The sequence below is a fragment of the Streptosporangium sp. NPDC004379 genome, from assembly GCF_042873875.1.
Lineage (GTDB): Bacteria > Actinomycetota > Actinomycetes > Streptosporangiales > Streptosporangiaceae > Streptosporangium.
Genome location: NZ_JBIAMC010000017.1, coordinates 57,173 through 70,755, shown reverse-complemented (window position 1 = coordinate 70,755; position 13,583 = coordinate 57,173). Strand labels below are relative to the sequence as shown.

Sequence of the window (13,583 nt, the reverse complement as noted above, 5' to 3'; positions counted from 1 at the left end):
ATTACGCCACACTGATGTTGTGAAATACGTGACCGAGATGCATGACACCCCGGAGGCCGCCATCGCGCGGCACTCGGGCGTGTCCGCCGAGCGCAGCACGCGCGCGCGTGTCGCCCGGCTCATCCTGGAGCACGGACCCATCACCGCCGCCGCCCTCGGCGAACGGCTCGGGCTGACCCCCGCCGCCGTCCGCCGCCACCTGGACACCCTGCTGGCCGAGGGCATGATCGAGCCCCGTACGGCCAGGCCCAGGGGCCAGCGCGGACGCGGGCGGCCGGCGAAGCTCTTCGCCATCACCGACGCGGGACGCAGCGCCTTCGAGCACGCCTACGACGGGCTCGCCGGCAACGCCCTGCGTTTCATCGCCGACCGCATGGGATCGGACGCGGTGGCCGAGTTCGCCCGTTCGCAGGTGTCCGGCCTCGTCGGCCGCCTGCTGCCCAGGATGCGCGAGGTCCCCGCCGACCAGCGCGTGCGCGTCCTGGCCGAGGCCCTGTCGGACGACGGCTACGCCGCCTCCGCCAGCGGGGCCGGATCCGGGGGCGAGCAGCTGTGCCAGCACCACTGCCCCGTGGCTCACGTGGCGGCGGAGTTCCCCCAGCTGTGCGAGGCCGAGACGGAGGCGTTCGCGCGCATCCTCGGCACTCCGGTGCAGCGGCTGGCGACCATCGCCCACGGCGACGGCATCTGCACCACGCACGTGAGCCCGCGCAGGACGCCCGGCCCGGACGCGCTCCGGCGGGCGGCCGGGTCCGAGCGGCCCGCACCGCGTCAAGACACATCCGACGATATGAGCAAGGAGACCGGAAGGTGACTGTCACCGACCGCCCGGAGCTGGATGGCCTCGGGAACTACAAGTTCGGCTGGGCCGACCCGGACACCGCCGGAGCCGCCGCCCGCCGCGGCCTGTCCGAAGAGGTCGTCCGCAACATCTCCGCGCTCAAGAACGAGCCGGAGTGGATGCTGGACCTTCGCCTGAAGGGCCTGCGCCTGTTCGGCAAGAAGCCGATGCCCACCTGGGGCTCCGACCTCACCGGCATCGACTTCGACAACATCAAGTACTTCGTCCGCTCCACCGAGAAGCAGGCCACCTCCTGGGACGAGCTGCCCGAGGACATCAAGTCCACCTACGACAAGCTCGGCATCCCCGAGGCCGAGAAGCAGCGCCTCATCGCCGGCGTCGCCGCCCAGTACGAGTCCGAGGTCGTCTACCACAAGATCCGTGAGGACCTCGAGGAGAAGGGTGTCATCTTCGTCGACACCGACACGGGCCTGCGCGAGCACGAGGAGCTCTTCAAGGAGTACTTCGGCACCGTCATCCCGGTGGGCGACAACAAGTTCGCCGCGCTCAACACCTCCGTGTGGTCGGGCGGCTCGTTCATCTACGTGCCGCCGAACGTCACGGTCGAGATCCCGCTGCAGGCCTACTTCCGGATCAACACCGAGAACATGGGCCAGTTCGAGCGGACCCTGATCATCGTGGACGAGAACTCCTACGTCCACTACGTCGAGGGCTGCACCGCGCCCATCTACTCCTCCGACTCGCTGCACAGCGCGGTCGTCGAGATCGTCGTGAAGAAGGGCGCCCGCTGCCGCTACACGACCATCCAGAACTGGTCGAACAACGTCTACAACCTGGTCACCAAGCGCGCCGTCGCCTACGAGGGCGCCACCATGGAGTGGATCGACGGCAACATCGGCTCCAAGGTCACCATGAAGTACCCGGCGGTGTACCTCATGGGCGAGCACGCCAAGGGCGAGACCCTCAGCGTCGCCTTCGCCGGTGAGGGCCAGCACCAGGACGCCGGCTCCAAGATGGTGCACCTGGCGCCGAACACCAGCTCCACCGTGATCTCCAAGTCCGTCGCCCGCGGCGGCGGCCGCGCCTCCTACCGCGGCCTGGTGCAGATCGAGGAGGGCGCGCACGGCAGCGCCAGCACGGTCAAGTGCGACGCCCTGCTGGTCGACCAGATCAGCCGGTCCGACACCTACCCGTACGTCGACGTGCGCGAGGACGACGTGTCCATGGGCCACGAGGCCACCGTCTCCAAGGTCTCCGAGGACCAGCTCTTCTACCTGATGAGCCGCGGCCTGAACGAGGACGAGGCGATGGCGATGATCGTGCGCGGCTTCGTCGAGCCGATCGCGCGCGAGCTGCCCATGGAGTACGCCCTGGAGCTGAACCGCCTGATCGAGCTGCAGATGGAAGGGGCCGTCGGCTGATGGGTCTCGAGACAAAGCCCCTGTCGACCCTCCACGAGAGGTCCTCCTACGACGTCGAGGACTTCCCGGTCCCCACGGGCCGCGAGGAGGAGTGGCGCTTCACCCCGCTGTCGCGCCTGAAGGGCCTGCACACCGGCGCCGCCGCCTCCGGCGGGGGCGTCGTGGTCGCCGTGGAGGCGGCCCCCGAGGTCACCGTCGAGACCGTGGGCCGCGACGACCCGCGGCTCGGCCGGGCCTACGTCCCCGGCGACCGCGTCAGCGCCCAGGCCTACGGCGCCTTCGAGAAGGCGACCGTGATCACGGTTCCGCGCGAGGCCGTCGCCTCCGTCCCGACCGTGGTCACCGTCACCGGGTCCGGCGACGGGGCCGCCTACGGCCACACCCTCGTCAACGTGGAGCCCATGGCCGAGGCCGTCATCGTCCTCGACCACCGGGGCAGCGCGGTCTACGCCGACAACGTCGAGTTCGCCGTCGGCGAGGGCGCCACCCTCAAGGTCGTCAGCCTCCAGGACTGGGCCGACGACGCGGTGCACGTCTCGCACCACCACGCCCGGCTCGGCAAGGACGCCACGTTCAGGAGCTTCGTGGTCACCCTCGGCGGCGACGTCGTGCGGCTGTCGCCCTCGGTCTCCTACACCGGCCCCGGCGGCGACGCCGACCTGACCGGCCTGTACTTCGTGGACGCCGGCCAGCACCTGGAGCACCGCCTGCTCGTCGACCACTCCCAGCCCAACTGCCGCAGCAACGTCGTCTACAAGGGCGCGCTGCAGGGCGACGGCGCCCACGCCGTGTGGATCGGCGACGTCATCATCCGGGTCGAGGCCGAGGGCACCGACACCTACGAGCTCAACCGCAACCTGCTGCTCACCGACGGCGCCCGCGCCGACTCCGTGCCCAACCTGGAGATCCTCACCGGCGAGGTCGCCGGGGCGGGTCACGCCAGCGCCTCGGGCCGGCTCGACGACGAGCACATCTTCTACCTCCAGGCCCGCGGCATCCCCTTCGAGGAGGCCCGCCGCCTGGTCATCCGCGGATTCTTCGCACAGCTCCTGGAGAAGATCGAGCTGGAGGAGCTCCGCGAGCGCGTTCTCGCCAAGGTCGAGGCGGAGCTGGAGAAGTGACGTTCGAAAAGGTCTGCAAGCTCGGCGACATCCCCGACGGCGGAGTGATCGCCGTCGAGGTGGAGGGCACCCCGGTGGCCCTCGTGCGCAAGGGGCACGAGGCATTCGCGCTGCACGACGTGTGCTCCCACGCCGAGGTCGCCCTCAGCGAGGGCGACGTCTACGACGAGACGCTGGAGTGCTGGCTGCACGGCTCGTGCTTCGACCTGCGCACCGGCAAGCCCACCGGGCCTCCCGCCACCAGGCCCGTCCCTGTCTACCAAGTGAAGATCGACGGCGATGACGTCCTCGTCTCGCTCTCGAAGGAGTCATAAAGTGTCTGATTCGACCCGGGTCCCCGCGGGCTCCACGCTCGAGATCCGCGACCTGAAGGTCTCCGTCGCGGACAAGGAGATCCTGCGCGGAGTCAACCTGACCGTGCGGGCCGGCGAGACCCACGCCATCATGGGCCCCAACGGCTCCGGCAAGTCCACGCTCGCCTACGCGATCGCCGGCCACCCGAAGTACACCATCACCGGCGGCCAGGTCCTGCTCGACGGGGCCGACCTGCTGGAGATGTCGGTGGACGAGCGTGCCCGCGCCGGCCTGTTCCTCGCCATGCAGTACCCGGTCGAGGTCCCCGGCGTCAGCGTCTCCAACTTCCTGCGCTCGGCGGTCACCGCCGCCCGCGGCGAGGCCCCGAAGCTCCGCCAGTTCTCCAAGGACCTCAAGGGCGGCATGGACGCCCTGTCGATCGACGCGGCCTTCGCCCAGCGCAACGTGAACGAGGGCTTCTCCGGAGGCGAGAAGAAGCGCCACGAGATCCTCCAGCTGGAGCTGCTCAAGCCGAAGATCGCCGTCCTCGACGAGACCGACTCCGGCCTCGACGTCGACGCCCTGCGGGTGGTCTCCGAGGGCATCAACCGCTTCCGCGCCGGCGGCGACACCGGCGTGCTGCTCATCACCCACTACACCCGCATCCTGCGCTACGTGAAGCCGGACTTCGTCCACGTCTTCGCGGCCGGCCGGATCGTGGAGCAGGGCGGCCCCGAGCTCGCCGAGAAGCTGGAGGCCGAGGGCTACGAGGCGTACACGAAGGCAACGGCCTGATGACGACCGGCTTTGACGTGGAGAGGATCAGGAAGGACTTCCCGGTCCTCTCCCGCGAGCTGCCCGGCGGCCGGCCGCTGGTCTACCTCGACTCGGCCAACTCCGCGCAGAAGCCGACCCGGGTGGTCGAGGCGATGCGCGAGCACATGGCCATGCACTACAGCAACGTCGGCCGGGCCATGCACGCGCTGGGCGCTGAGTCCACCGAGGCGTACGAGGCCGCCCGCGACAAGGTCGCCGCGTTCGTCGGCGCGCCGAGCCGCGAGGAGATCGTCTTCACCAAGAACGCCTCCGAGGCGCTCAACCTGGTGGCCTACTCCTTCGGCAACCGCACCAACGACGACCCCCGGTTCCGGATGGGTCCCGGCGACGAGATCGTCATCTCCGAGATGGAGCACCACTCCAACATCGTGCCGTGGCAGATGCTCGCCCAGCGCACCGGCGCCACGCTGCGCTGGTTCGGGGTCACCGACGACGGCCGCCTCGATCTCTCGGGCCTGGAGGAGCTGGTCAACGAGCGGACGAAGATCGTCTCGATCACGCACCAGTCGAACGTCCTCGGCACCGTCAACCCCGTCGAGCGGGTCCTCGCCCGGGTCCGCCAGGTCGGCGCGCTGATGATGCTGGACGCCTCGCAGTCGGTCCCCCACCAGCCGGTGGACGTCGCCGCGCTCGGCGTCGACTTCCTCGCCTTCACCGGGCACAAGGTCGTCGGCCCCTCCGGCGTCGGCGTGCTGTGGGGCCGGGGCGAGCTGCTGGACGCCATGCCCCCGTTCCTCGGCGGCGGCGAGATGATCGAGGCGGTCTGGATGGACCGCTCGACCTACGCGCCCGCGCCGCACAAGTTCGAGGCCGGCACCCCGCCGATCGTCGAGGCCATCGGCCTCGGCGTCGCCGTCGACTATCTGTCGGAGATCGGCATGGACGCGGTGGCCCGGCACGAGCGGGAGCTCACCGCCCACGCGCTGGAGGCGCTGGCGGAGGTCCCGGGGCTGAAGGTCATCGGACCGCGCGACCTCGACATGCGCGGCGGCACGGTCTCCTTCACCCTGGAGGGGATTCACCCGCACGATGTGGGGCAGATCCTGGACGACGACTTCGGTGTGGCCGTGCGGGTCGGACACCACTGCGCCCGCCCGCTGCACCTGAGGTTCGGGATCCCCGCCACCACGCGGGCGTCCTTCTACCTCTACACCACACCGGCCGAGATCGACGCCCTGGTCCGCGGCCTCCACCATGTGCGGAAGGTGTTCGCCTAGCAATGCCGGAGCAGTTGAGATGATCGCCGAGTCGATGTACCAGGAGCTGATCCTGGAGCACTACAAGCACCCCCAGGGCCGGGGGCTGCGCGAGCCGTACGACGCCGAGGTCCACCACGTGAACCCGACGTGCGGTGACGAGATCACCATGCGGGTGAAGCTCGGCGACGGCGGCAAGATCGAGGACGTCTCCTACGACGGCCAGGGCTGCTCCATCAGCCAGGCCGCGGCCTCGGTGCTGTACGAGCTGACCGAGGGCTCCACCGTGGACGAGACGCTCGCCGTGGTGGAGGAGTTCACCCGGCTCATGCAGAGCAGGGGGCAGGTCGAGGGCGACGAGGAGGTGCTGGGCGACGCCGTGGCGTTCGCCGGCGTCTCCAAGTACCCCGCCCGCGTCAAGTGCGCCCTGCTGGCCTGGATGGCCTACAAGGACGCGGTCATGAGGAGTTCTGAGTGAGCAAGCCTGTGGAGACGCCCACCTCGGCGTCGTATGACGGAGAGACCACCCTTGACGAGGTCATGGAGGCGCTCAAGGACGTCGTCGACCCCGAGCTCGGCATCAACGTCGTCGACCTCGGCCTCATCTACGGGGTCAACCTCGACGCCGGCGAGGCCGGCGCCGCGCCGATCGCCACCATCGACATGACGCTGACCAGCGCGGCCTGCCCGCTGACCGACGTCATCGAGGACCAGGCCCACTCGGCCCTGGACGGCATGGTCTCGGACGTGAAGATCAACTGGGTCTGGCTCCCGCCGTGGGGCCCGGACAAGATCACCGACGAGGGGCGCGAGCAGCTGCGCATGCTCGGCTTCAACGTCTGACCGTCCCGCCGGTCGCGGCCCGCACCCGCCGGTGCGCGCCGCGGCCGGATTATGTGAGAGGATGCCCGATACCGGGGAACAAAACCCCGGTGCGGAGCGTTGACTCCGTCGTCGGACAAGCGCCCGTCTCCCGCGGAGCGCCCCGAGTTCGGCCTGGCACTGCGAACGCCAGGCATGCTTGATCGTGGTTCGACTGCGTGCGGGTGATCACACCCGCCTCCGTGCGGTGCGCCTCGACTTGCACCGCACCACCGCCCCTCATGGGCGTCGCTCGAGCGCGGCCCACGCCGCGCGCTTCAGGCTCGTCCTTTCGCAGAAGTGACGTGCCCCGTACTTCTATCGAAAGGCACGAATCTTCGTGACCATGCTCGACGCTGCCCTGCCCGAGATCACCCAGTCCGCCGCAGCCCCCGCGGGCGTCTCCGAGTTCACCCTCCTGGGTCTGCCGAAGCCGCTGGTGACCGGTCTCTCCCGCCAGGGCATCGAGGCCCCCTTCCCGATCCAGCGGGCCACCATCCCCGACATCCTCGCCGGCAGCGACGTCCTCGGCCGCGGTCAGACCGGCTCCGGCAAGACCCTCGCCTTCGGCCTTCCCACGATGGCCCGCGTCGCCGGGACCAAGGCGCGCCCGGGCCGCCCCCTCGCCGTCATCCTGGTGCCGACCCGCGAGCTGGCCATGCAGGTGACCGACGCGCTGGAGCCGCTCGGCCGCGGCCTGTCGCTGCGGATGAAGACCGTCGTCGGCGGCATGTCCATGGGCCGCCAGATCGAGGCGCTGCGCCGCGGCGTCGAGATCGTCGTGGCCACGCCGGGCCGGCTGACCGACCTGATCCAGCAGGGCGAGTGCGTCCTGGACGAGGTCCGGGTGACCGTCCTGGACGAGGCCGACCACATGTGCGACCTGGGCTTCTTCCCGGTGGTCAGCGCGATCCTGCAGCAGACCCCGGCCAAGGGCCAGCGCCTGCTGTTCTCCGCCACCCTCGACGGCGACGTGGACAAGCTGGTCCGCCGCTTCCTCACCGACCCGGTCACCCACTCCCTCGCCCCGGCCTCCTCGCCGGTGGACACCATGGAGCACCACCTCCTGGAGGTCCACCGCGACGACAAGTTCGCGGTGACCGCCGCGATCGCCAACCGCGAGGGCCGCACCATCGTGTTCGCGCGCACCCAGCACGGCGTCGACCGGCTGTGCAAGCAGCTCGCCCAGGTCGGCGTCCGCGCCGGCGGCCTGCACGGCGGCAAGCGCCAGAACCAGCGCACCCGCATCCTGGCCGAGTTCAAGGAAGGCACGATCGACGTCCTGGTCTGCACCGACGTCGCCGCCCGCGGCATCCACGTCGACAACATCAGCCTCGTGCTGCACGTCGACCCGCCGCAGGACCACAAGAGCTACCTGCACCGCGGCGGCCGTACGGCCCGCGCGGGGGAGAAGGGCACCGTCATGACGCTGGTGCTCCCCAGCGAGCGCCGCTCCACCGACGCGATGGCCCGCCGCGCGGGCATCAAGCCGTTCCGCCTGCGGGCCACCCCGGGCCACCCGCGCCTCTCGGAGATCGCCGGAGCGCGCACGCCCAGCGGCGAGGCGGTCCCGGTCTGGGAGCCCGCCGCTCCCGCGACCAAGCAGCGCGAGCGCCGCAGCGGCGGTGGCTTCGGCGGCGGCGGCCGCGGCCCGCGCCGGTTCCGCGAGCGGCCCGCCCGCGGCGAGGACGGCCAGCGCTCCCGTGAGCATGGCGCGGGCGAGCCCCGCGGGAACGTCTCGGAGCTGCGCGGCCAGTACCGCTCCGAGCGCCGCTCCGACGGCCACCCCGACTCGAGGCCCGGCGCCCGCCGCGGCGGGCGTTCCGGCGGGGAGCGCGAGTCGTTCCGCGGCGAGTTCCGCTCCGGGGGCCGCCCCGAAGGGCGCGGCAACCGCCACCACGGCCGCTGAGGGCCGCCGGCGCGCGTGCCGGCCTGACTGACTGACCGACCGTGAGGGCCGGTACGGCGATGCCGTGCCGGCCCTCACGCGTCCGCCCGGGTGGACGTGCCGGCCGGGTCCGCCGCTCAGGTCCGGTGCGGCCCCTCCGCGGACGCCCGGACAGACGCCCGGACAGATGCCCGGACGGACGCCCGGGTCGGTCCGCCCGGATGGACGGTCCGGCGGGCCGATCCAGGACGAAGCATCCCGGATGCGTCCGCCCGGTGCGGGCCGCCGTCCTCGTACCCGTCCCGAAGTGCGAACACCCACCCCGCACGTCCCGGGGTCCGGCTACCCTTGACGGGTACATCCGACGACTTTCCGAGAGAGACCATGAAGACCTTCGAAGAGCTGTACGCCGAGCTGTCCGACAAGGCGCGCACCCGGCCCGAGGGGTCGGGGACCGTGGCCGCGCTGGACGCCGGGGTCCATGCCATCGGCAAGAAGGTCGTCGAGGAGGCCGCCGAGAGCTGGATGGCCGCCGAGCACGAGTCGAACGAGCGCGCCGCGGAGGAGATCTCCCAGCTCCTCTACCACGTGCAGGTCCTCATGATCGCCAAAGGGATCGGGCTGGACGAGGTCTACAAGCATCTGTGAGCCGGTCCGCCCGGCTCGCAGATCCCGTGACACCTCTCCCGCCCGTGTAAGGAACTTCCACGCCATGCTGCGTCTCGCCGTCCCCAACAAGGGGGCCCTCACCGAGGGCGCCCAGACCATGCTCAAGGAAGCCGGCTACCGCCCGCGCAAGGACAGCAAGGAACTGGTGGTCGTCGACCCCGACAACTCCTGCGAGCTGTTCTTCCTGCGGCCCAAGGACATCGCCGTCTACGTCGGAGAGGGCACCCTCGACGCCGGGATCACCGGCCGCGACATGCTCCGCGACTCCGGCGCGCAGGTCGAGGAGGTCCTGCCCCTCGGCTTCGGCGGCTCCACCTTCCGCTTCGCCTCCGTCCCCGGCCGCTTCTCCGGCGTCGCCGACCTCAAGGGCAGGCGCGTCGCCACCGCCTACGCCGGCCTGCTGGAGGCCTACCTCGCCGAGCAGGGCGTGGACGCCCGGGTGATCAAGCTGGACGGCGCGGTCGAGACCGCCGTCCGGCTGGGCGTGGCCGACGCCGTGGCCGACGTCGTCGAGACCGGCACCACGCTGCGCAACATGGGCCTGGAGGTGTTCGGCGAGCCGATCGCCCGCTCCGAGGCGGTGCTGATCAGGCGGGTCGGCGCCCCCGAGACCCAGGGAATGCAGCAGATCCTGCGCCGCCTGCGCGGCGTGCTGGTGGCCCGCGACTACGTGATGATGGACTACGACATCCGCGTCGAGCGGATCGAGGAGGCCATCGCCCTCACCCCCGGCATGGAGGGGCCCACGGTCTCCCCGCTGCACCGGGAGGGCTGGGTGGCGGTCCGCGCCATGGTGCCGCGCAAGGGGCACCAGCAGGTGATGGACCGGCTCTGGGAGATCGGCGCCAAGGCCATCCTGGTCACCGCCATCTTCGCCTGCCGTCTCTGATCCGTCCTCTCCGGCCGCGCGCCGTCTCTCGCCGGTCTGGCCGCCCGCCGTACGGCCCGCGGCGGGCGGCCGTACGGCCGGCGGGGCGGATCTGACAAATGTCACCGCCGATCCCGGACGGCGGGCACTGAGCCCCGCGTCCGGGCGTGCCTAGCGTTGCGCCCATGAACGCCATCTCCTTCGCCGACGTGAGCAGACGCTACGGCGACGTGCTCGCCGTCGACGGCCTGGACCTGACCGTCGAGGCCGGCCGGACCGTCGCCCTGCTCGGCCCCAACGGGGCCGGCAAGTCCACCTCGATCAACATGCTGCTCGGGCTGCTGCGCCCCACCCGGGGCCGCATCGAGGTCTTCGGCCACTCCCCGGACGAGGCCGTCGCCAGGGGAGAGGTCGGCGCCATGCTGCAGAGCGGCGAGCTCATCCCCGAGCTCACCGTCCGGGAGCTGGTCGCCTTCGTGCGGCGGCTCTACCCCTCCCCGCTCGGCCTGGACGAGATCCTTGCGATGGCCGACCTCACCGCCCTGGCCGGGCGCCGGGCCGTCAAGCTGTCCGGGGGGCAGGCGCAGCGGGTCAGGTTCGCCCTGGCCGTCGCCGGGGCGCCCAGACTGCTGGTGCTGGACGAGCCCACCGCGGCCATGGACGTGGAGTCGCGGCTGCGGTTCTGGGAGGCGATGCGCTCCTACGCCGCGGGCGGCCGGACCGTCCTGTTCGCCACCCACTACCTGCACGAGGCCGACGAGAACTCCGACCGGGTGATCGTCATCACCGGGGGACGCGTCGTGGCCGACGGCACCGCCGCCGAGATCAAGGCCGGGGCGGGCGGCCACACCGTCCGCTTCACCCTCGGCGGCCAGGCGGCGGCCGGCCTGGAGGCCCTGCCGGGCGTCTCCGACGTGGAGATCTCCGCCGGTACCGCCACGCTCCGCACCGCCGACCCGGACGCCACCGTCGCGGCCCTCTACCGCGGCACCACGCTGGAGGTCCGCGACCTGCGGATCGACGGCGCCGACCTCGAAGACGCCTTCCTCTCCCTCGTCCAGGAGTCACGATGACGGACTACGTCAGGCTCGAAGCCCTGCGGATGCTGCGCAACAAGCGCTACGTCATCTTCGTCGTGGTCTTCCCCGTCGTCTTCTACCTCATCTTCTCCAGCGTCTACGGCGACCAGGCCGACGCCGGGGGGCTGAGCGGCAGGGCGTACTTCCTGGTCTCGATGAGCGCCTACGGCGGCCTCGCCGCCTCCCTGATGAGCACCGCCGTGCCGTGGGCGCAGGAACGCGGGAGCGGCTGGCTGCGTCAGCTCCAGATCACCCCGCTGGCCGGCTGGAAGATCATCACGACCAAGCTGATCGCCTCCATGCTGCTGGTGCTGCCGGCGATCCTGCTCGTCAGCGCCGCCGCCATGCTGTTCCAGGGCGTCTCGATGCCTCCCGGGCGGTGGCTCGGCCTGCTGGCGGCGATGTGGCTCGGCGTGGCGCCGTTCACGGCGCTGGGCCTGGCCGTCGGCTCGCTGCTGCCCCCCGACACCGCGCAGCCCGTGTCGATGATGGGGATGTTCGCGCTGGCGCTCTTCGGCGGTCTGTGGATCCCGCTGGAGGTCATGCCCGAGGGGATGCGCGGCGTCGCCCGGCTGCTGCCGTCCGCCGACTACGTCGGCGTGGGGCACGGCATCGTCGCCGGGGACGGCCTGCCGCCGGGTGACCTCCTGGCCCTCGCCGGCTGGGCGGTGGTCCTGGGCGTGATCGCGGTGCTCGCCTACCGGCGGGCCGTCGCGCGCGCCTGAGATCCCCGAGCCGCGCGCGCCTGAGATCTCCTGATGGGAGGATTCCCGACGTGAAGACCCTCTCCGCGCGGCTCCTCCGCGAGGTGGACGGCGACCGCGTCAGGCTGCTGGCCAAGCTGTCCACCGGCCTGGTCTACATGTGCTTCCCGATCCTGGAGATCGTCACCGGGGAGCTGACCGGCGCGAGGGCCGCGTGGGGCGTCCTCGGGCTGGTGGTCTTCACGGCCTGCTACGCCGCCGCGGTGCTGCTCGTGCGGACGTTCGGCGAGCCCGACCGCTCCACCTACTGGCTGCTGGGCGCCGCCACGGTCCTGGCCGTCGCGCTGGCGGCGACCCTCGGCGGCAGCTGGACGGCCCTGCCGATCTTCGCCGTCGTGCTGCACGCCGGCATGCTGCGCCCGCGCCAGTCGATGGCCTGCATCGCCGCGATGTGTCTCGTCGTCACGCTGGTCGGCCTGCTGGAGGAGCACGACCTCGGCCTGACCCTACTGTTCCTGCTGCAGGCCGTCACCCTCGGCGCGCTGTTCCGGGGCATGCGCTCCACCCGGCTGCTGGTCGCCCAGCTGCGCCGGGCGCAGGAGGAGATGGCCCGGCTGGCGGCGGGAGAGGAACGGCTGCGCATCTCCCGCGACCTGCACGACCTGCTCGGCCACAGCCTGTCGCTCATCGTGCTGAAGAGCGAGCTGGCCGGGCGGCTGGCGGCGGAGGGCTCGGAGCGGGCGCTGCCGGAGATCCGCGACGTCGAGGCGGTGGCCAGGAAGGCGCTGGTCGAGGTGCGCGAGGCCGTCGCCGGTTACCGCAGGCGCGGCCTGCCGGAGGAGCTGGACGGCGCCCGCGCGGCCCTGGAGGCCGCCGGGACGCACGTGACGGTCCGCCTGGCGGGCACGCCCCTGCCGGAGGAGCTGGACGGTCTGCTCGGCTGGGCGGTGCGGGAGGGCGTCACCAACGTCATACGGCACGCCCGGGCGGGCCGGTGCGAGATCGGCGTGACCTCCGACGGCGGCGCCACCGTGCTGGAGATCGCCGACGACGGGCGCGGGGCGGGGCCGTACGAGCCGGGCAGCGGGCTGCGCGGCCTGGCCGAGCGGGTGGAGGCGGCCGGCGGCGTGGTCAGCGCCGGGCCGCGGAGGAACGGGTTCGTCCTGCGGGTCACGGTCCCCGCGGCGGCGGGGGAGGCGCGGGCGTGATCAGGGTGCTGCTGGCGGAGGACCAGGCGATGGTCCGGGGCGCGCTGGTGTCCCTGCTCGGGCTGGAGCCCGACATCGAGGTGGTGGGGGAGGCCGCCTCCGGCCCGGAGGCGGTCGCCGTGGCGCGTGAGGTCCGCCCGGACGTCGCACTGCTCGACATCGAGATGCCCGGCGGCGACGGCATCACGGCCGCGGCGATGATCCGCGAGGAGGTGCCGGACTGCAGGGTCGTGATCCTGACGACCTTCGGCCGCCCCGGCTACCTGCGCCGGGCGATGGAGGCCGGGGCGGTGGCGTTCCTGGTCAAGGACAGCCCGGCGCGCGAGCTGGCCGCCGCCGTACGGCGGGTGCGCCGCGGCGAGCGGGTCATCGACCCGGACCTGGCCGCGGCGGCGCTGAGCGCCGGCCCGAACCCGCTGTCGCCCCGTGAGCGCGACGTCCTGGCCGCCGCCGCCGACGGCTCCACCGTCGGCGACATCGCCGGGCGCCTGCACCTGTCGGAGGGCACGGTCCGCAACTACCTGTCCTCGGCCATCCACAAGACCCACGCCCGCAACCGCATCGAGGCGGTCCGGCGCGCCCGGTCGCAGGGCTGGCTCTGACCTCGCCACGGGGCCGCCCCGGCTCCGCTCCGG

At 71.9% G+C, this 13,583-nt stretch carries 15 protein-coding genes; all 15 read left to right on the top strand.

Annotation, left to right across the window (positions count from 1 at the left end; genetic code table 11):
- The first annotated feature begins 37 nt into the window (after positions 1–37).
- The 15 genes from ACFYSC_RS29770 to ACFYSC_RS29700 all read left to right on the top strand — a co-directional run bounded on the left by ACFYSC_RS29770 (position 38) and on the right by ACFYSC_RS29700 (position 13,550).
- Positions 38–814: a helix-turn-helix transcriptional regulator gene (locus ACFYSC_RS29770; RefSeq protein ID WP_389968423.1), complete on the top strand. Its 777-nt coding sequence runs from the start codon at positions 38–40 to the stop codon at positions 812–814.
- Positions 811–2,223 carry a Fe-S cluster assembly protein SufB gene (gene sufB / locus ACFYSC_RS29765; protein WP_389968269.1) on the top strand — a complete coding sequence of 471 codons (1,413 nt, stop codon included), beginning with the start codon at positions 811–813 and terminating at the stop codon, positions 2,221–2,223. Before ACFYSC_RS29770 ends, sufB begins: the two co-directional genes overlap by 4 nt.
- Positions 2,223–3,344 carry a Fe-S cluster assembly protein SufD gene (sufD, locus tag ACFYSC_RS29760; RefSeq protein WP_389968267.1) on the top strand — a complete coding sequence of 374 codons (1,122 nt, stop codon included), beginning with the start codon at positions 2,223–2,225 and terminating at the stop codon, positions 3,342–3,344. The genes sufB and sufD overlap by 1 nt, the downstream gene beginning before the upstream one ends.
- Positions 3,341–3,658, top strand: a complete 318-nt coding sequence (locus ACFYSC_RS29755; RefSeq protein ID WP_389968265.1) for a non-heme iron oxygenase ferredoxin subunit — start codon at positions 3,341–3,343, stop codon at positions 3,656–3,658. Before sufD ends, ACFYSC_RS29755 begins: the two co-directional genes overlap by 4 nt.
- A 1-nt stretch (position 3,659) precedes the next feature.
- Complete coding sequence (gene sufC, locus ACFYSC_RS29750; RefSeq protein ID WP_389968263.1) at positions 3,660–4,433, top strand: Fe-S cluster assembly ATPase SufC; 774 nt, start codon at positions 3,660–3,662, stop codon at positions 4,431–4,433.
- On the top strand, positions 4,433–5,692 hold the full coding sequence (locus ACFYSC_RS29745) for a cysteine desulfurase (protein ID WP_389968261.1): 1,260 nt from the start codon (positions 4,433–4,435) through the stop codon (positions 5,690–5,692). The genes sufC and ACFYSC_RS29745 overlap by 1 nt, the downstream gene beginning before the upstream one ends.
- 19 nt (positions 5,693–5,711) lie before the next feature.
- Complete coding sequence (gene sufU, locus ACFYSC_RS29740) at positions 5,712–6,149, top strand: Fe-S cluster assembly sulfur transfer protein SufU (RefSeq protein WP_389968259.1); 438 nt, start codon at positions 5,712–5,714, stop codon at positions 6,147–6,149.
- Entirely contained in the window at positions 6,146–6,514 is a 369-nt protein-coding gene (locus ACFYSC_RS29735) for a metal-sulfur cluster assembly factor (RefSeq protein ID WP_389968257.1), read from the top strand. Before sufU ends, ACFYSC_RS29735 begins: the two co-directional genes overlap by 4 nt.
- 364 nt (positions 6,515–6,878) lie before the next feature.
- Positions 6,879–8,441, top strand: coding sequence for a DEAD/DEAH box helicase (locus ACFYSC_RS29730; RefSeq protein WP_389968255.1), 1,563 nt, complete (start codon positions 6,879–6,881; stop codon positions 8,439–8,441).
- Positions 8,442–8,804: 363 nt separating this feature from the next.
- Positions 8,805–9,068 (top strand): phosphoribosyl-ATP diphosphatase, encoded by a 264-nt coding sequence (locus tag ACFYSC_RS29725; protein ID WP_012892448.1) that lies wholly within the window; start codon positions 8,805–8,807, stop codon positions 9,066–9,068.
- Positions 9,069–9,132: 64 nt separating this feature from the next.
- Entirely contained in the window at positions 9,133–9,978 is an 846-nt protein-coding gene (gene hisG / locus ACFYSC_RS29720) for an ATP phosphoribosyltransferase (protein ID WP_362944088.1), read from the top strand.
- A gap of 164 nt (positions 9,979–10,142) precedes the next feature.
- On the top strand, positions 10,143–11,030 hold the full coding sequence (locus ACFYSC_RS29715; protein ID WP_389968253.1) for an ABC transporter ATP-binding protein: 888 nt from the start codon (positions 10,143–10,145) through the stop codon (positions 11,028–11,030).
- Positions 11,027–11,761, top strand: a complete 735-nt coding sequence (locus ACFYSC_RS29710; protein WP_389968251.1) for an ABC transporter permease — start codon at positions 11,027–11,029, stop codon at positions 11,759–11,761. The genes ACFYSC_RS29715 and ACFYSC_RS29710 overlap by 4 nt, the downstream gene beginning before the upstream one ends.
- A gap of 50 nt (positions 11,762–11,811) precedes the next feature.
- Positions 11,812–12,948 carry a sensor histidine kinase gene (locus ACFYSC_RS29705; protein WP_389968249.1) on the top strand — a complete coding sequence of 379 codons (1,137 nt, stop codon included), beginning with the start codon at positions 11,812–11,814 and terminating at the stop codon, positions 12,946–12,948.
- Entirely contained in the window at positions 12,945–13,550 is a 606-nt protein-coding gene (locus tag ACFYSC_RS29700; protein WP_362944096.1) for a response regulator transcription factor, read from the top strand. The genes ACFYSC_RS29705 and ACFYSC_RS29700 overlap by 4 nt, the downstream gene beginning before the upstream one ends.
- Positions 13,551–13,583 lie beyond the last annotated feature (33 nt).